This window comes from Streptomyces sp. NBC_00009, from assembly GCF_045040855.1.
Lineage (GTDB): Bacteria > Actinomycetota > Actinomycetes > Streptomycetales > Streptomycetaceae > Streptomyces > Streptomyces aureus.
Map to the genome: position 1 here is coordinate 1,354,656 of NZ_CP108312.1, position 16,879 is coordinate 1,371,534.

Genomic DNA, 16,879 nt, shown 5'->3' on the forward strand with positions numbered 1-16,879 from the left:
GAACCAAGGCCGGGGCGGTGCGGTTGCTGCGGGCGGCAGGGCCTGGGCGGTGCCGCGGATGACGGCCACCGCCCAGGCCCGTTGGAGTGACAGCCGCGTAGGTCACGGAGCGTGCCGGGTACCCATGTGGCGCCCTGTCCCCCGTAGTGAAGGAGTGCCAGATGGGAATCGTTGACGGTGCGGCCAAGACCGCCGGAAAGGTTCGCGACACCGCGTACGTCGCTCTCGGCGGCAAGAACGGATCCGGCCTGGAGTACAAGATCGTCGAAGCCGAAGGCACGCAGAGAGTCGAAGTGAAGGCCCCGAAGGGCTACATCGTCACCGGTGGGGGCTGGAATGCCCCTTCGATGAACGACACGGACAGCGTCAAGATGAACTGTCCTCATCCGGACGGTGCAGGCTGGACGGTGCACATCGACACGCATTACCCGTACACGGCCTACGCGGTGTGCGTCCGCGACGACGGCTGAGAACAGACCCACCACGGCCCGCGGCAGTCGTGAACGTCCGCGGCCGCCGCGGGTTCACGGGCCGCCGGGCAATACCCCCTACGCGGCCGGTCTGCCGGAGGCGGGATACGGCTGGTGCGCTTCACCGCACCGGTCGGCCCACCCGGGTCCGGGGCATTCCCGCGATTACGCGATCACGCGCGGGGAGATCTCTCCGGCGGCGACCTCGGTTGCAAGGCGAGCCAGGGCCGCTGGAGCGGCCGACTGTCCTCGTATCCCGGGGAAGGCGTTCACGTCCACGATCAGCGGAGCGCCTCCGACATCCAGGATGTCCACCCCGTACACGTCCAGGCCGAACACCTCGCCCACTCTCAGGGCGAGCTCGGACCAGCCGGACGGCAGCTCGCCAACGGCCCGGGAGGATAGCTGTTCCCCCACGGCCAGTTCGGAGTGGCGCAGTTCTACGAAGATCCGACCGGCGACCACCCAGACCTTGTGGTCCCAGCCGGTGCTTGGTGCCAGATCCTGGACAACCACGGGCTCACCGGGCCACTGGCCGACGAGTTCACGCAGCCGCTCGTCGTCGGCAACGAGAGCGACCAGGTTGCCTCGACGGCTGCGGCGGCTCTTCACCACGAGCGGTCGGCGCACCGGTCCATGTGCCAGCAGGGCGTCGAGCCCGGGCAGCTCGGTAGTGGCGGGGAAGGGAAGCCCGGCGCGCCTTGCGAGGCGGGCCATGCGTGCCCGGTCCTGGCAGAACCCTGTCGAGGCAGCCGAGTTGACCACCTGCGCGCCGAGCCCCTCCAGCCGGCGGGCGACGGCGAGCGCGGCCGGGGTATTGGCTTTGAGGAGGTAGACGTCGGCGAGGGGAGCCTGCTCGGCAGTCCGGCCCGGCAGAAGATGCTCAACGACGTGGCCCTCTTCTGCGAGCAGGGCTGCGGTGGCGGTGAGGATCGGATGCTCGGGTACGGCGGTCAGCAGGCTGATCCTCACTCGGCGGTCAACTCTCCGGGACGCAGCTGCCCGCTTGAAGCGGGGCAGTGACCAACGGGAGTACGTGTGTGCCGTCCGCTGCCGGAAGTGCGTTCGGGCACGAACATCTGGCGCAACCGGGCGGAATTCAGCTGAGGTTGTTCTTCAGCGCCGCAATGTATTTGAGGATCGAGTGGTCGCGGACGCCGTCGCCGGCTGGGGCGAACGGGTCGGCCGTCAGCCCCCGGGCGGATCGCTGAGATGAACCGCACCTTCCAGCGGTGAGCGACACGGCGATCTGACGGAGCGAGGGTGCTTCGCCACCGCTCCGGTCCGACCGCCTGCGTGACGGCCCGTCGGCCTCACCGACGGGCCGTTTCTGTAAACCGGGGGCTGTCGGTCTCAGCCGCGGGGACGGCCGACGGCTTGCTGGTAGCGGAACAGGCCGGCGGGGTCGTAGCGTCGCTTGACGGCGACCAGGCGGTCGTAGTTGCGGCCGTAGTAGGCGTGCTGCCAGTCGGGCAGGTCCGGGTCGGGGAAGTTGACGTAGGCCGCGCGGGTGGACAGGCGGCGGCGAAGCATGTGATGGGCGGTACGCGTCTGTTCCAAGAGGGCGCGTACCTGGGTGGGCGGGGCGCCGGGCTTCCAGTGAGTGCCGATGTCGATCACGAAGGTCGCGCCGCGGTGCGGGTAGGCCGTCTCGTGCGGACGGGGCGCGGCGCTGCCGCCGCCCATGGCGAACAGGGTCACGTAGCCGGTGGCCCGGCCGGGTCCCGGCTGCCAGCCGCGTGTCCAGTCGGCGACGGCGGCCACCGTGTCGGGAGTGGGCCACTGGTCGGGGACGAGGGACTTGGAGGCGTAGGCTTCCTTCGCTCCGAGGGGTTCCATGAGGTAGTCCTGCGCGGACCAGAATCCGCGCTCCTCGATGAAGGTCCGCGTCGGTCGCAGCTGCAGAAGGGGCGTGAACAGGCGTTGCAGGGCGTTCTCATCGCCGAGCCGCTGCCCGAGGAGCCAGAGCGTGGTGGTGCCGTCGCCCGTGTGCTTGAAGCCGACCCGGACGTCGAAGTTGTTGTCGCGGTCCGCGTCGAGGATGTGCCGCAGTTCTTCCATCACCTGGACGCCCGCGTCCAGTGTGAACGTCAGGTCGAAGACGGTGGCGCGCAGCCGGGCGACGGACACGGCGTCGAAGACGAAGCCGGTGTTGATGCCGAAGTTGCCGCCGGCCCCGCCCCGGCAGGCCCAGAACAGGTCGGCGTTCTCGTCGTCGGCCGCGCGTACCAGCGTCCCGTCGGCAAGTACGACCCGGGTCTCGGTGAGCCGGTCGCAGGTCAGACCCCACTTACGGTCGTTGAACCCGAGCCCGCCGCCGAGGGTCAGCCCGGCGACGCCCACGGCCGGGCAGCGCCCACCGGGGAAGTACAGGTTGGCCGCACGGGCCGCGTACACGTCCGAGTTCGTGGCGCCGCCACCCAGACGCAGCCGCTGCCCTTGTGGGACCACCGCCTTCAGCGCGCGCAGACTGATCACCAGACCGGGAGTGGTGGAGTAGCCCGCGTAGTTGTGCCCCCCGGAGCGAGGTGCGAAGGGCACGCCGTGCTTGGCACACCACCGGATCGCGGCTGCCACGTCGCCCTCAGTCGCGCAGGCGAGGACACCGGCCGGGCGGACGGATGCGTAACGCTGGTTGTCGGGCGTCGCCCGTGCCGCGTACTCCACGCCCCCCGGGCGGTAGAGACGGGCGGCCGGACTGAGGCTCCGCCTCAGTTCACGCCACGCGGCCGGCTCGACCCCCTCGCCCGCGAAGAGAGAACGGGCGGCGGCCGCATCGGCGGGGGCGGCGGCGCCCGCACCCCCGCCGCCCAGCCCGATCAGGCTCCCGGCGGCCACGACGGCCGCTCCGGTTCGCAGCACTTCTCGTCGGCCGGTCTCCACAGGCGAACCCCTTCGCGGTGAGCTCAGGCACCGGGCCCATCAGGCCCGGGCACAAGTAGCAGAGGCCCTGGTTGGTGGGCCGGACCCACGATGAGGGCACGCCTGGACAGTCACCCACTGTGACACCGAGGAATGCCGTCGATTCACGCGAAGGAGCGAGACACCCGTATACGCGAGACATGCTGACGAGGGTAGTAGCAGGTGAACCCACTCTTACGGCCCGCCGTTGGGCCTGGTGTACTACGGCGATCTGTCGCTGCGACCGGCGGGATAGGCCCTTTGATGCCTGGTGATCTGGTCCCGCACCACGCGTGAGACGGTCGTCACCTCACCGAGAACCGGTTGCCCGCGCGCCGCATGACCGAGGGGCGCGCCCCTCGGCACCCCAGGTGCGGCCGGTGATCACGCCCGACATGTGACGCCGTTGCGCCCGTTCCTCCCGAGGCAAGCGCTGCCGGCCATCCATTCCTCGCGTCATCCCGTACCTTCGAACCGGGGGACGTACATGCGGCCGGGCCCGACTCAGTACGCGACAGAACCCCCGGCTGGGCGAGCCAGCGGGGGGTTCTGCATCGCCTGTTCTGGCACACGCCTGTCACGAACACCATCGACGCACCGGAACCCCAAGGCCCCCACCTGCGCAAACAGCATTGCCCCGGACCACATGGACGTCAGAAGACGGCTTCTACGACATGTGCCAGGTGGTGCCGAGCGAGGGTCCGAGGAGGAGCACCGGGGCGTCGTCCGGGCCGTCGAGGCGGTACTGGAGGGCAGGTGTCTTCGTCTCACTCACTTGCTCCACGCCATCCAGTCGCTCTGTGAGGGTTCGGGGCGAGGCCCGTGAGTGCGCACGGAGTGTATGCCTGGGGTTGGTGGTGTACGGGGTTCGGGAGGCCGCCGACCGCGAGGAGCGGTGAGCGGCGCCGGGTGCGCGCCGGCGCTACGGCGTCGTCGTCGACACCACGTACACGACGGGCTTCGCCGGGTCCGCGCGGTTCACCACGATGTCCAGGGTCGGCTCGGGGTTCTTCTGCTTGTGGGTGAGGCCCCAGTACGGGCCGGGGCCGCCGAACACCCAGCCGACGACCTTCTGGTTGCGCGCGCTGATGGTTATCTCGTCCTTCTTCAACTTGGACGAGCTGGTCCCGATGGTCTTCAGGAACTTGTCGAGGCCCACGTCCGTCGTGCGGAAGCGGGCGTAGAGGCGGCTCGTCCTGAGGTTGTTCGTCTCGTAGTACGCGACGCCCTTGGCGGTGGAGACCGGGATCGGCACCTGGTACAGCCGGCGCTGGACTTTGGAGGGCCACCCGATGGTGAGGCCCGTCGCGGAGTACTTGGCCTCCTTGTCCTTGCCGCTGCTACGGCTCTGGTCCGCGGAGATCACCAGATAGCCGGCGGGCACGCCGATGAGCAGCACGATCGTGAGCAGCGTGAGCGCGCGGCGGCGGATGACCCGTCGGCGGTTCTCAGGGGGGCGCTGCCCTTCGTCGGGGGACGAGGGCTGGCGTGGCACGGTCATTACTTGGTTCCCTGATTCTCGCCGGCGGCGCTCGCCGGGCTTTGCGGGCCGAGGCCGAAGCCCTTGCCCTGGTGGTAACGCTCGTAGCGCTCGTACCGTTCCACGCGACGCCGCTTGGCGCGGCGGAAGCGGCGGGCGACGAGCCGCGCGAGGTCCGCGGCGCCGACCATACCGGCCTCGGGGCCGAGCTGGGCGCGGGCGATGCGGGCCTCGGGGCGGTAGCCGCGGCCGGTGAGGTGGCGCTTGAAGGCGTCGCGGGCCGGGCCGATCAGGAGGTCGTCGGCCGCGGAGACGCCGCCGCCGATGACGAAGCAGGACGGGTCGAGGGCGGCCGCGAGGTTCGCGATGCCGACGCCGAGCCACTGGCCGATGTCCTGGAGCAGCTCGATGCACATGGCGTCGCCCTCGCGGGCGAGCTCGGTGATGAGAGGGCCCGTGATGTCGGAGACGTTGCCCTTCACGCGCTCGATGAGCCCGTACGCGACCGGGGAGTCCGCGGCGGCGAGCTCGCGGGCCTCGCGCACGAGCGCGTTGCCCGAGCTGTACTGCTCCCAGCAGCCGCGGTTGCCGCACGGGCAGCGGTGGCCACCGGGGACGACCTGCATATGGCCGAATTCGCCGGCGACGCCGAACTTGCCGCGCTTGACCTGACCGTCCTCCAGGATCGCGCCGCCGATGCCGGTGCCCAGCGTGATCATGACGAGGTGGTCCTCGCCACGGCCCGCTCCGAAACGCCATTCGGCCCAGGCGGCGGCGTTGGCGTCGTTGTCGACCAGGACGGGGACGGCGAGGCGGCCGGAGATGCGGTCCCGGAGGGGTTCGTTGCGCCAGGACAGGTGCGGGGCGAACAGGACACGGTTGCGGTCGGCATCGACCCAGCCCGCCGCGCCGATGCCGACGGCGTGCACGTCGTGCCGGTCGGAAAGATCAAGCACCAGCTCGACGATGGTGTCCTCGACGACCTTGGGGCTCTTGGACTTGTCCGGCGTCTCGGTGCGCAGGGTCTCCAGGATGTTGCCGTCGGCGTCGACGACACCCGCCATCACCTTCGTACCGCCGATGTCGATACCGACGGTCGGGACGCGGGGCGCCGTCAGGTGGGAACGGCGCTCACGCGTGCCGACGGTCCGCAGGACGGTGGCTCGTGCGGAGCCGCGGTGTGCGAGGTCGCGGTAGGTGCTCATCGCGCCGATTGTGCCAGTTCGCTCGCCGCTCGGGCGGACCGGTGCCGTGCGGGTCACCCGCGGTGGGCCGTTCGCTACCGCCGGTTCTGTTTCGGGCGCGGGTTCGTCGTGGCTTGTCGCGCCCCGCGGCGGAGCCGCACGTGTCACAGCCCCGCGCCCCTTTGGGGCGCGCTGCCTACGGAGCGTCCCGGCCCTCCAGCTCGTGGCGCAAGTCGTCCAGTTCGCTGCCGCCTGCCATTTGGCGGGTCAGTTCGTCGAGGGTGATCTCGTCGCGTGCGTAGCTGCCGAACATCGTGCCCCTCTTCAGGAGGACGAAGCGGTTGCCGACGAGGTAGGCGTGGTGCGGGTTGTGCGTGATCAAGACCACGCCGAGGCCCGCGTCGCGCGCGGCGGCGACGTACTTGAGGACGACGCCGGACTGCTTGACGCCGAGGGCGGCGGTCGGCTCGTCGAGTACGAGGACCTTGGCGCCGAAGTAGACGGCGCGGGCGATCGCCACGCACTGGCGCTCGCCGCCGGAGAGCGTGCCGATGGGCTGGTCGACGTCGCGCAGGTCGATGCCCATGCGGAGCAGCTCCGCGTGGGTCGTCCGGCGCATGAGGTCGACGTCCAGGCGTTTGAAGGGGCCGGAGCCCTTCGTCGGCTCGGAGCCGAGGAAGAAGTTCCGCCAGACCGGCATCAGCGGGACGACGGCGAGGTCCTGGTAGACCGTGGCGATGCCGCGGTCGAGGGACTCGCGCGGGTTGGCGAGCCGCGTCTGTTCGCCCTCGATGCTGAAGGACCCGGAGTCGTGCTTGTGCAGACCCGCGATGATCTTGATGAGGGTCGACTTGCCCGCGCCGTTGTCGCCGAGGACGCAGGAGATCTCGCCCGCGTGCACGACGAGGGAGACGTCCTCCAGGGCCCGGATGTTGCCGTAGTACTTACTGACGCCGTCGAGCTCCACAAGCGCCGTGCGTTCTGCGGTCTCGGTCATTTCGTCGCCTCCGCGCGCTTGCGGACCCACGCGTTGAGCAGGGTCGCGAGGAGCAGCATCGCCCCGAGGAAGAACTTGAACCAGTCCGGGTTCCACTCGGCGAACACGATGCCCTTGCTCGTCATCCCGAAGATCAGGGCGCCGATGGCCGCGCCGACCGCGGACCCGTAGCCGCCGGTGATCAGGCAGCCGCCGATGACGGCCGCGATGATGTAGATCAGCTCGTTGCCGACGCCCTCGCCGGACTGCACGACGTCGAACGAGAACAGCAGGTGCTGCCCCGAGATCCAGGCGCCGAAGGCGACGCCCATGTACAGGCCGATCTTGGTCTTGTTGACCGGGACACCGACGGCGCGGGCCGCGTCCTCGCCGCCGCCGACCGCGTAGATCCAGTTGCCGACGCGGGTGCGCAGCAGGATCCAGGTGGCGACGACGATCAGGGCGAGCCACCACAGGATGGTGATCTTGAAGTCGACGCCGCCGACGGTGAGCGTGGAGGCGAAGACGTCCTTGGCGGACGAGAAGCCCTCCATGTCGGAGATCGACTTGGTGGAGACGGTGCCGCTGATCAGCTTGGTGAAGCCGAGGTTCATGCCGGTCAGCATCAGGAACGTGCCCAGCGTGATGATGAAGCTCGGTGGGTCGGTGCGGGTCAGCATGACGCCGTTGAAGACGCCGATGGCGAGCGTGAGCAGGAGCGAGACGCCCACTCCGACCCAGACGTTCGCCGTCATCTGGTAGCTGAACATCGACGAGATCAGCGCGGACGTGGTGACCATGACGCCGGCGGAGAGGTCGAACTCGCCGCCGATCATCAGCAGGGCCACGGGTACGGCCATGATGCCGATCGTCGACGACGCGTACAGGACCGTGGCGAGGCTGGAGGCCCGCAGGAAGCTGTCCGCGAAGATCGCGAAGAAGAGGAAGACGGCGACGGCGCCGACGACCGAGCCGAGTTCGGGCCGGCCCATGAGCTTGCGCAGCGGCGATGACTTCAGGAGCCGCTCGTCCGTCAGCGGCGGGGTCCCTGGTGCGACGGCGCTCATCGGGTCCCCCGCTTCGTGTACTCCTCGAGCTTGGCCGCCTGGTCCTTGGTGATGATCTGCGGTCCGGTGAGGACCGGCTTTCCGCCGCCGAGGACGTCCGCGTTGTAGCGGTAGAGCCAGAGCAGGTCCACGGCCTCGTAGCCCTGGAGGTAGGGCTGCTGGTCGACGGCGAAGCCGAGCGTGCCGTCCTTCAGGCCGGCGGCGACCTTCTCGTTGAGGTCGAAGGTGTCGATCTCGGCCTTGCTGCCCGCGTCCTGCTTGGCCTTCACGGCGGTGGCGGCGAAGGGCGCGCCGAGCGTGACGACGGAGTCGATGGACTTGTCGGCCTGGAGCTTGGCGCCGATGGAGGACTGGACGTCGGGCATGTTGGTGCCCTCGACGTACAGGTTCTGCATCTGGCCCTTGAAGGTCTCCTTGGCGCCGGCGCAGCGCTGCTCGTGGCCGACGTTGCCCTGCTCGTGCAGGACGCACAGGGCCTTCTTGCGGCCGCGCTTGTTCAGCTCCTCGCCGACGGCCTGGCCCGCAATCGTCTCGTCCTGGCCGATGTGCGTGAGCGCGCCGAACTTCTTGGACTCCTCGGAGCCGGAGTTCACGGTGATCACGGGGATGCCGGCCTTCTCGGCGCGGGCGACGGCGGCCTTCATGGCGTCGGGCTTGGCGAGCGTGACGATCAGGCCGTCGACCTTTTTGTCCACGGCCGCGTCCACGAGCTGGGCCTGCTGCTGCGCCTCGTCGCTGTGCGAGTACAGGAAGTTGATGTTGTCCTTGACGGCGGCCTGCTTGGCGCCGCTCTGGACGATGTCCCAGAAGGTGTCGCCGTCGCCGGAATGGGTCACCATCGCGACGGTCCAGCGCGGGGTGTTCACCGCGGCCTTGCCCTGGGCCGAGGCCGCCTTCCTGGCGTCCTCCGCCCGCTTGCCGCCGGTGCTGCTGCACCCCGCGAGGGTGAGACCGACTGCCCCTGCGAGGGCGATGCTCACCCAGCTCCGAAACCGTGCCACGAGGCCGTGCCCTTCTTGCTGTGCTGCCTGGTACTCCGGCCCCGGCGAACCGGACCCGGGGGGCGCATCGTGGGCCCCGGACGCCTCAGTATCCCCGACCGGGGATTTCAGCGGCCGTGCAGGTCCCGGGCAACGCGCCGCACCTCCGGCCGGGGGTCCGGGGGTTGTCCCCCGGGCAGGCACAGCAGGCACTGGGACCATGCATCCGTTCACCGGGTACCGCGCGCGGTGTACTTCTCGAGCTTCGGCACGTCCTTCTCGGTGACGATCGCCGGGCCTGTCAGGACGGGCTTTCCGCCGCCGATGACGTTGGCGTTGGTCTTGTAGAGCCACAGTTCGTCGACGGCGAGATAGCCCTGGAGGTAGGGCTGCTGGTCGACGGCGAAGCCGACGTCCTTGGCCTTGAGGCTCTTGACCACGGCCGCGTTCAGGTCGAAGGTGTCGACCTCCGCCTCGCTGCCCGCGTCCTGCTTCGCCTTGACGGCGACGGCCGCAGTGGGGGCGCCGAGCGCGACGACCGCGTCGATGTCCTTGGCCGCCTGGAGCTTGGCCTCGATGGACGACTGGGACGAGGGGGCGTTGGTGCCCTCGACGTTGAGGTTCTCGACGGTGCCCTTGAAGGTCTTCTTGACGCCGGCGCAGCGCTGCTCCAGGGAGACGTTGCCCTGTTCGTGGATGACGCAGAGCGCCTTCTTCCGGCCGCGCTTGTTGAGTTCGCTGCCGACGGCCTCACCGGCCACGGACTCGTCCTGCCCGATGTGGGTGAGCGCGCCGAACGCTTGCGAGAACTCGCCGCCCGAGTTGATCGTGACGACCGGGATCCCGGCGTCCTTCGCCTTGGCGAGTACGGCCTTCATGGCCTCGGGCTTGGCGAGGGTGACGACGATCCCGTCGACCTTCTTGTCGATCGCCGACTGGACCAGCTCGGCCTGCCCCTTGGCCTCTTTGTCGTTCGAGTAGAGGAACTGGACGTTGTCCTTGGCCGCGGCCTGCTTGGCGCCGCTCTGGACGATGTCCCAGAAGGTGTCGCCCTCGCCGGAGTGCGTGACCATCGCGATCTTCAGGCGGGGCGTGCCGGCGGACTTGCCGCCCGTGGAGCCGTCGGCCTTGTCCTCGGAGGTCTTGCCTCCGGAGCTGCTGCATCCGGCCGCGAGTGCGACGACCGCAATGAGGGTTGCTGCCGTGCGGGCTGTGCGCATGGTGTGCCACCTCTCTCCTCGCCGCCCGTGTGCGGCTGGAGGAGTTCTAGCGGTGGGTACCCGGCACCGTCAATGACTTTGTCATAACATTCTTACGGCCGTACGAGGAGCTGGAACTCGAAGGAGTAGCGGGACGCCCGGTATGTGTGCGACCCGAACTCGACGGGTCTGCCGGTGTCGTCGAACGTGGTCCGCTGCATCGTCAGGAGCGGAGCGCCCGCGGGCTCGGCGAGCCGCTCGCCCTCCTCGACCGTCGCTGCGCGGGCGCCGACGGACTGGCGGGCGCTGTGCAGGGTTATCCCGGCGGCGCGCATCAGCCGGTAGAGCCCCGTCGCCTCCAGCCGCTCCGTGTCGAGCGGGAGCAGCCCGGTGGGCAGGTGGTTGCAGAGGTACGCGACCGGGGCGCCGTGGGTCAGCCGCAGCCGCTCGACCCGGTGCACCTCGTCGCCCTCCCCCACCCCGAGCGCGGCCGCGACCTCGGCGGACGCCGGCACGAGCGTGTTGGCCAGGACACGCGTCTCGGGCTTCTGGCCCGCCGCCTCCAGGTCGTCGTAGAGGCTGCTCAGCTCCAGGGGGCGCTTGACCTGGCTGTGGACGACCTGGGTGCCGACGCCGCGGCGGCGCACGAGGAGGCCCTTGTCGACGAGGGACTGGATGGCCTGGCGCACGGTGGGCCGGGACAGACCGAGCCGGCCCGCGAGCTCGATCTCGTTGCCGAGCAGGCTGCCGGGCGTCAGGGAGCCGCGCTCGATCGCCGCCTCCAGCTGCTGGGAGAGCTGGAAATAGAGCGGGACCGGACTGCTGCGGTCCACGCTGAGCTGGAGCGACACGGTCGGATCGACTACTGGTTTGGCCACGGGCCGAGCGTAGTCGCAAGGAATGTTGACGGGAAGTCGTGAAGTTCGGTTGTCCGGACAAACCGTTGACAGCGGGTTCCCCGGGCGGCACCTTGACTGCATGCGCATCGGACTTATCGGGACGGGCCGTATCGGCACCTTTCACGCAGCAGTTCTGGAGCGGTACCGCGAGGTCGGCTCGCTCGTCGTCACGGACGCGGACCCGGAGCGGGCCGTCGCGCTCGCGGACCGGATCGGCGCGACGGCGGCGCCCACGGTGGACGAGATCTTCTCGTGGGGCGTGGACGCGGTGGTCATCACGGCGGCGACGTCCGCGCACGGCGAGCTGATCGGGCGGGCGGCGCGGGCCGGGCTCCCGGTGTTCTGCGAGAAGCCCATCGCCCTCGACCTGCCGGGCACACTGACCGCGCTCGCCGAGGTCGAGCGGGCCGGGACGGTGCTGCAGCTGGGCTTCCAGCGCCGCTTCGACGCGGGGTACACCGCGGCGCGCGAGGCGGTGCGCTCGGGCCGTCTCGGCCGGCTGCACACCGTACGGGCCATGACCAGCGACCCGGCGCCGCCGCCGGCCGCGTACTTGCCGCTCTCCGGCGGCCTCTACCGGGACTGCCTGGTCCATGACTTCGACATCCTGCGCTGGGTGACCGGCCGCGAGGTGACGGAGGTGTACGCGACCGGGTCCGACGCCGGACCCGCGATGTTCCGCGAGGCCGGGGACGTCGACACGGCGGCCGCCGTCCTCACGCTGGACGACGGCGCGCTGGTCACGGCGACGGCGACGCGCTGCAACGGCGCGGGCTACGACGTGCGCATGGAACTCTCCGGCGAGCTGGACACGGTCGTCGTCGGCCTCGACGACCGCACACCCGTCGCCTCCACCGAGCCCAAGGGCCCGCCCGCCGCGTCCAAGCCCTGGCCCGGCTTCCTGGAACGCTTCGCCCCCGCGTACGAGGCGGAGCTCGTCGCGTTCGTCGACGTGGTGCGCGGCGAACGCGAGAACCCGTGCGACGGCCGCGAGGCGCTGCACGCGCTGCGCATCGCGGAGGCCTGCGAACTGTCCCGCCGGGAACGGCGGTTGGTCCGGATGGAGGAGATCCCCGGGGGCTGATCCCCAGGGCCCCTCGGCGAGCCCTTCTGCTGGTGCAGCTCCGGCCTGATGTCGACCTCGATGGTGGCCTCGCCGTCACCGAACGCGGTGCGCCGGGCGCCCACGAGACGGCTGAACGGCTGAGCGTCCAGGAGCTTCGCGGCCAGGGCGAGGTCCAGCTCCTGGGGGCTGTCACTGTCGCGTGGTGCGGTCATGGGGGTCTCCGGGCAGGTCGGCGGGTGCGGGTACGGCCGGCCATGCCGCGCGCGGGGGCGTCGGTCACCACCGGACCGGCAGGCTTCGCACGCCGCGTATCAGCATGCCGGGCAGCCAGTCGTCCGCCGGGCCGTCGAGTGCGAGCGCGGGGGCGCGGTCCAGAAGTGAGCGCAGGGCGATCTGCCCTTCGAGGCGGGCCAGGGGTGCGCCGAGGCAGTAGTGGAGGCCGTGCCCGAAGGCGATGTGGCCCCGCGCGTCGCGCCGGATGTCGAAGCGGTCCGGCTCCGGGAAGCGCTCCGGGTCGTGGTCGGCGGCGGCCAGACCGACGAGGACTGCGGAGCCGCCGGGGATGACCGTGCCGCCGACCTCGGTGTCCTCGACCGTGAAGCGGTACGTCGCGTTCTCCACGGGACCCTCGTACCGCAGCATCTCCTCGACGGCGCCACCGACGAGGGTCATGTCGGCGCGCAGCGCGGCGAGTTGGTCGGGGTGGGTCAGCAGGGCGCGTACGCCGCCCGCGATCAGGTTCACCGTCGTCTCGTGGCCCGCGATGAGGAGGATGAAGGCCATGGCGCACAGCTCGTCGGGCGAGAGCCGGTCGCCGTCCTCCGCGGTCGTGCGGATCAGGGCGCTGAGCAGGTCGTCGGCGGGGGCCGACGCCCGCTTGTCCTCGATCAGGTCGCGCAGGTACGCGGCGAGTTCCACGAACGTCGCGTACTCGCCGTCGCGGTCGCTCGGCGCGACCACCTCGTTCGACATGCGCCGGAAGTCGGCGCGGTCGATGTCCGGGACGCCGAGGAGCTCGCAGATGACCGTGAGCGGCAGCGGGAAGGCGAACGACTCGACGAGGTCGGCCCGGCCGTGCGGGAGCATCGCGTCGAGCAGGTCGTCGGTGATGCGCTGGATGCGCGGGCGCAGCGACTCGACCCGGCGTGCGGTGAAGGCGCGGGTGACGAGGGAGCGCAGCCGCGTGTGGTGCGGCGGGTCGGTGATCAGCAGATGGGTGCCGATCAGCTCTTCGTCGAGGCCGGAGAAGCCCAGCCTGGCAGGGGACTTGACCAGGCGCGGGTCGGTGAGCGCGGCGCGCGCCTCCTCGTGCCCGACGATCAGCCACGCCTCGCCGTCGTCGGCGGGCTTGGGCAGCCGCACCCGGTGCACCGGGCCGCGGGCGCGCAGCTCCTCGTAGACGGGATACGGGTCGGCCGTGAAGCCCGCGTACTCGCCCAGATCGATCGCTTCCCCCACGGCGCCGCCCCTCGCTATGACCCTGACCCTCGGCTTCTGCTGAATCTAACTCGCGCCACTGGCGATCGGTTCCCGTGAGGTGATCGCCGCGCCGCCCTCGGCGAGGAAGCGCGCGAGCGGCAGGGTCGCCGCGCCGACCGTCACCGCGTCGGGTCCGAGGCGCCCGAGTTCGATCGTGGTCTGCGCGTACGGGTGGCGCAGGGCGTACGCGGCGGCCGCCCGCCGGACCGGTTCGAGGAGGCGGGGGCCGAGGAGGAGCCCGGCCCAGCCGCCGACGACGATGCGCTCCGGGTTGAAGAGATTGACGAGGTCGGCGATGCCCGCGCCGAGGAACTCGGCTGTCTCGTCGAGGAGTTCACCGGCGCCGGGGTCGGCGAGGAGTTCGGCGAGCGCCCCCTCCTCGTCGGTCGAGGTCCAGTGGCCGCCGCTCTCGCGCCACCGTTCGAGCAGCGCCTCGGCGCCCACGTATGCCTCCAGGCAGCCGCGCGCCCCGCACCGGCAACGGCGCCCGCCGACTTGAAGCGTGGTGTGGCCCCACTCCCCCGCGCTGCCGGACGAGCCCTGGTAGGGGACGCCGTCGGCGATGACGCAGGCGCCGACGCCGGAGCCGATGAGGGTGACGACGGCGGTGCGGGCGCCGCGGCCCGCGCCGAACCACATCTCGGCGAGACCCAGAGTCTTGGCGCCGTTGTCGACGAACAGGGGCAGTTCCGGCGGGAGTTCACCTCGGTCACGGAGCATCGCTTCGAGGGGGACGGCGTCCCAGCCGATGGCCTGGCCGTGCACGACGGCTCCGACGGCGCCGCCCGCATCGGAGGCGTCGACGATGCCGGGCACGCCGATGCCGACGCCGATGAGGGCGTCCGGGGCGACCTTCGCCTCGTCGAGCACCTGCGCAAGGCCGGCCGCGACGATCCGTACGACGTCCTGCGCGTCATGGTGTCCGTCGGGCAACGGGGCGTCCACGCGCGCAAGTTCGTTCAGGGTGAGGTCGAACAGCTCCACGCGTACGCGTGTCTCGCCGATGTCGACGCCGGCGAGGTGGCCGCAGTGCGGGGCGACGCGCAGGAGCGTGCGCGGCCTGCCGCCGTCGGAGTCGACCGAACCGGCCTCCTCCAGGAGGCCGTCGGCGACGAGTTCGGAGACGACGTTGCTGATCGACCCCGAGCTGAGCGCGGTGAGGGGTCCCAGCTCCTGTCGGCTGAGCGGCCCGTCGAAGTAGAGCTTGCGCAGCACCGTGGCGCGGTTGTTGCGTCTGAGGTCACGCACCGTGCGCCGGCGTGGTCCGGCCATCGTCATCCTCCCCCGTGCGGCGGACCCTGGGCACTGTTCGCCCGCGCCCGGATCACACTGTGAATTTACCCGTGCCGCACGGGTCAGTCGTCCAGGAGTCCCGCGTCGTGTGTGAGGAGGGCGATCTGGACGCGGTTGTTCAGGCCGAGCTTCGCGAGGATGCGGGAGACGTGAGCCTTGACGGTGGCGACGCTCATTTGAAGCTCTCTCCCGGTAAATCCGGGAGATTCCTGCCTACCTTGCGGTGGCGGGTTCGACGCCGTGACCAGCGCGCCTGACGACTGCCCTCCCGGCAGCCGGGACGAGCGCATGGCCCGTCCGGAATCGGTGGAGCGCGGTGCGGGCGGCGTTGTGGTCGGCGTTGCCTTCCCCGCCGCACGCGGGGTTGTTGCACACGAATTCCGCCTGGCTCCTGCGGCTGCCTGGGGTCACGGTGTGACACTGGGCGCATTCCTGCGAGGTGCCCTGGGCGGGGACCTGGGCGAGGGTGCCGCCGCGGTGGGCGAGTTTGTACGCCAGCAGCGCCACGGTGCGTCCCCAGGCCTCGCCCAGGATGGAGCGGTTCAGGCCCGCCTTCTGCACGACCTTCGTCCCCGGTTGCTCGACGGTGCCCTTTGCGGAGCGGGTCATGTTCGTGATGTGCAGTGCTTCGACGACCACCGTGCCGTACGTCTCGGCAATGGCGGTGGTGGTCTTGTGCTGCCAGTCCTCGCGCCTTCGCTTGGCTGTCGCGCGGATGCGAGCGATCTGGTCGTACGTCTTGTGCAGGCGGCGACTGGTGCGCTCACCCTTCTTGCGATGCGCCTTGCGGCGGGCGGCGTGCTGCTCGAAGCGCAGCAGGCGCACCTCTTCCTCCTTGCTGAGCCAGGGACCGTGCTCGGCCGTCTCACCGTCGGACAGGGCGAGCGGGACGGTGATCCCGGCGTCGATGCCGACCTGCGGACCGGGATGCGCGGCCGGGGCCTCGGCGAGGTTGGTGACGCGGAAGGCGATGTGCCAGCCCAGGGCGTCCTTGATCAGCCGGGCCCCGGTGATCCGGTGGTCCTTCCCAGCGTGCTTGCCGACGGGCAGGTCCTTGGTCCAGCGGAAGCGGACCCGGCCGAGTTTGGGGATGTTGGCCATGCCCCACCGACGATGGACCCGTACCACCTGCAGGTCACGGCCCTGGGGGATGTCGATACTCATCCTGGTGCGGAAGCGGGCCTTGAAGTCCGGCGCTCCGGCGCGTCCCTCCCAGCAGTTCTTCCAGGCCTGGAAGTAGGTCTTCAACACCGCCTGAGCGGCCTGCGCGGGCAGCACGCCGAGCCAGTCCAACTCCCGGCGGCCCTGGCGAATCACCGCGTCGGCCGCCGCCAGGGTCCGCTTCGTCTTCGGCAGCATCGTCCACCAGTCGTGCAGCAGGTTCCACGTGGTGCGCGCCGCGTGGGCCTGAAGCCAAACATGGATGTCAGAACCGGTCGTCATGTGGTCTACGACCTCCACGTCCACTTGGTGTTCGTGACCAAATACCGTCGCGGAGTGTTCACGGAGACGATGCTGGACCGGTGTGACGAGATCATGCGGGAGGTCTGCGCAGACTTCGAGGCCGAACTGCGCGAGTTCAACGTCGAGGACGACCACGTGCACCTTCTCGTGCACTATCCGCCCAAGGTCGCCCTGTCGAAGCTGGTGAACTCCCTCAAGGGCGTCTCCTCACGCCGACTGCGCCAGGAGTTCGAGCCCCATGTGCGCCGCTTCCTGTGGGGTGGGCGCTTCTGGTCCGGCTCCTATTTCGCCGCCTCCTGCGGCGGAGCACCCCTCACCGTGGTCAAGCAGTACATCCGGCAACAGCAACGCGCCACCTGACCACAACCTCTCTCCAGCCCCGGAATGCCACCCGACTCGCGTCGGTTCACGACAGGACCAG

Annotated in this window: 15 protein-coding genes and 1 pseudogene; 3 read left to right on the plus strand and 13 right to left on the minus strand. The window is 70.3% G+C overall.

The genetic code is table 11. The annotated features are described in order from the left end of the window. The first annotated feature begins 161 nt into the window (after nucleotides 1–161). A complete protein-coding gene (locus tag OHA58_RS06130) occupies nucleotides 162–470 on the plus strand; it encodes a hypothetical protein (RefSeq protein WP_405477170.1) in 309 nt (102 codons plus the stop codon). Between the two features lie 165 nt (nucleotides 471–635). Here the strand turns inward: OHA58_RS06130 and OHA58_RS06135 are convergent, their stop codons facing one another. From OHA58_RS06135 to OHA58_RS06175, 9 genes are all read right to left on the minus strand, one after another. Next, nucleotides 636–1,442 carry a RimK family alpha-L-glutamate ligase gene (locus tag OHA58_RS06135; RefSeq protein WP_405477172.1) on the minus strand — a complete coding sequence of 269 codons (807 nt, stop codon included), beginning with the start codon at nucleotides 1,440–1,442 and terminating at the stop codon, nucleotides 636–638. A gap of 381 nt (nucleotides 1,443–1,823) precedes the next feature. Continuing rightward, entirely contained in the window at nucleotides 1,824–3,353 is a 1,530-nt protein-coding gene (locus OHA58_RS06140) for an FAD-binding oxidoreductase (protein WP_405477174.1), read from the minus strand. A 940-nt stretch (nucleotides 3,354–4,293) separates the two neighbouring features. Beyond that, nucleotides 4,294–4,872 carry a sugar kinase gene (locus OHA58_RS06145; protein ID WP_405477176.1) on the minus strand — a complete coding sequence of 193 codons (579 nt, stop codon included), beginning with the start codon at nucleotides 4,870–4,872 and terminating at the stop codon, nucleotides 4,294–4,296. Further along, the gene (locus OHA58_RS06150; protein WP_405477178.1) at nucleotides 4,872–6,056 is read right to left on the minus strand and encodes an ROK family glucokinase; all 1,185 of its coding nucleotides are present in this window, start codon (nucleotides 6,054–6,056) and stop codon (nucleotides 4,872–4,874) included. The genes OHA58_RS06145 and OHA58_RS06150 overlap by 1 nt, the downstream gene beginning before the upstream one ends. A gap of 175 nt (nucleotides 6,057–6,231) precedes the next feature. Then, nucleotides 6,232–7,032 carry an ATP-binding cassette domain-containing protein gene (locus tag OHA58_RS06155; RefSeq protein WP_382474626.1) on the minus strand — a complete coding sequence of 267 codons (801 nt, stop codon included), beginning with the start codon at nucleotides 7,030–7,032 and terminating at the stop codon, nucleotides 6,232–6,234. Next, on the minus strand, nucleotides 7,029–8,078 hold the full coding sequence (locus OHA58_RS06160; protein ID WP_405477180.1) for an ABC transporter permease: 1,050 nt from the start codon (nucleotides 8,076–8,078) through the stop codon (nucleotides 7,029–7,031). The genes OHA58_RS06155 and OHA58_RS06160 overlap by 4 nt, the downstream gene beginning before the upstream one ends. Further along, entirely contained in the window at nucleotides 8,075–9,079 is a 1,005-nt protein-coding gene (locus OHA58_RS06165) for a sugar ABC transporter substrate-binding protein (protein ID WP_375983260.1), read from the minus strand. Before OHA58_RS06165 ends, OHA58_RS06160 begins: the two co-directional genes overlap by 4 nt. Before the next feature lie 209 nt (nucleotides 9,080–9,288). Then, complete coding sequence (locus tag OHA58_RS06170; protein ID WP_405477183.1) at nucleotides 9,289–10,278, minus strand: sugar ABC transporter substrate-binding protein; 990 nt, start codon at nucleotides 10,276–10,278, stop codon at nucleotides 9,289–9,291. 92 nt (nucleotides 10,279–10,370) lie between these two features. Beyond that, entirely contained in the window at nucleotides 10,371–11,108 is a 738-nt protein-coding gene (locus OHA58_RS06175) for a GntR family transcriptional regulator (RefSeq protein ID WP_405484812.1), read from the minus strand. A gap of 127 nt (nucleotides 11,109–11,235) precedes the next feature. Here OHA58_RS06175 and OHA58_RS06180 point away from each other — a divergent pair, with 127 nt between their 5' ends. Then, nucleotides 11,236–12,240 (plus strand): Gfo/Idh/MocA family oxidoreductase, encoded by a 1,005-nt coding sequence (locus OHA58_RS06180; RefSeq protein WP_266675257.1) that lies wholly within the window; start codon nucleotides 11,236–11,238, stop codon nucleotides 12,238–12,240. A 258-nt stretch (nucleotides 12,241–12,498) separates the two neighbouring features. On the opposite strand, the gene OHA58_RS06185 is transcribed toward OHA58_RS06180, so the two are convergent. The 4 genes and pseudogenes from OHA58_RS06185 to OHA58_RS06200 all read right to left on the minus strand — a co-directional run bounded on the left by OHA58_RS06185 (nucleotide 12,499) and on the right by OHA58_RS06200 (nucleotide 16,437). Next, complete coding sequence (locus tag OHA58_RS06185; RefSeq protein WP_405477184.1) at nucleotides 12,499–13,680, minus strand: cytochrome P450; 1,182 nt, start codon at nucleotides 13,678–13,680, stop codon at nucleotides 12,499–12,501. Nucleotides 13,681–13,725: 45 nt separating this feature from the next. After that, the gene (locus OHA58_RS06190) at nucleotides 13,726–14,973 is read right to left on the minus strand and encodes an ROK family protein (RefSeq protein ID WP_405477186.1); all 1,248 of its coding nucleotides are present in this window, start codon (nucleotides 14,971–14,973) and stop codon (nucleotides 13,726–13,728) included. 83 nt (nucleotides 14,974–15,056) lie between these two features. Further along, nucleotides 15,057–15,176: pseudogene (locus OHA58_RS06195) on the minus strand (LuxR C-terminal-related transcriptional regulator); the annotation flags it as partial. Nucleotides 15,177–15,207: 31 nt separating this feature from the next. After that, a complete protein-coding gene (locus OHA58_RS06200) occupies nucleotides 15,208–16,437 on the minus strand; it encodes an RNA-guided endonuclease InsQ/TnpB family protein (RefSeq protein WP_405477188.1) in 1,230 nt (409 codons plus the stop codon). Between OHA58_RS06200 and tnpA the strand changes: the two genes are divergently transcribed. After that, nucleotides 16,414–16,818, plus strand: a complete 405-nt coding sequence (gene tnpA, locus OHA58_RS06205) for an IS200/IS605 family transposase (RefSeq protein ID WP_405477190.1) — start codon at nucleotides 16,414–16,416, stop codon at nucleotides 16,816–16,818. The genes OHA58_RS06200 and tnpA overlap by 24 nt on opposite strands. The last annotated feature ends 61 nt before the right edge of the window (nucleotides 16,819–16,879 follow it).

What these genes read in the sequence shown, in the direction of transcription:
- OHA58_RS06160 (WP_405477180.1), bottom strand. Translation starts at nt 8,078, where the DNA reads ATGAGCGCCGTCGCACCAGGGACCCCGCCGCTGACGGACGAGCGGCTC.
- OHA58_RS06145 (WP_405477176.1), bottom strand. Translation starts at nt 4,872, where the DNA reads ATGACCGTGCCACGCCAGCCCTCGTCCCCCGACGAAGGGCAGCGCCCC.
- OHA58_RS06170 (WP_405477183.1), bottom strand. Translation starts at nt 10,278, where the DNA reads ATGCGCACAGCCCGCACGGCAGCAACCCTCATTGCGGTCGTCGCACTC.
- tnpA (WP_405477190.1), top strand. Translation starts at nt 16,414, where the DNA reads ATGGATGTCAGAACCGGTCGTCATGTGGTCTACGACCTCCACGTCCAC.
- OHA58_RS06200 (WP_405477188.1), bottom strand. Translation starts at nt 16,437, where the DNA reads ATGACGACCGGTTCTGACATCCATGTTTGGCTTCAGGCCCACGCGGCG.
- OHA58_RS06130 (WP_405477170.1), top strand. Translation starts at nt 162, where the DNA reads ATGGGAATCGTTGACGGTGCGGCCAAGACCGCCGGAAAGGTTCGCGAC.
- OHA58_RS06155 (WP_382474626.1), bottom strand. Translation starts at nt 7,032, where the DNA reads ATGACCGAGACCGCAGAACGCACGGCGCTTGTGGAGCTCGACGGCGTC.
- OHA58_RS06150 (WP_405477178.1), bottom strand. Translation starts at nt 6,056, where the DNA reads ATGAGCACCTACCGCGACCTCGCACACCGCGGCTCCGCACGAGCCACC.
- OHA58_RS06180 (WP_266675257.1), top strand. Translation starts at nt 11,236, where the DNA reads ATGCGCATCGGACTTATCGGGACGGGCCGTATCGGCACCTTTCACGCA.
- OHA58_RS06190 (WP_405477186.1), bottom strand. Translation starts at nt 14,973, where the DNA reads ATGGCCGGACCACGCCGGCGCACGGTGCGTGACCTCAGACGCAACAAC.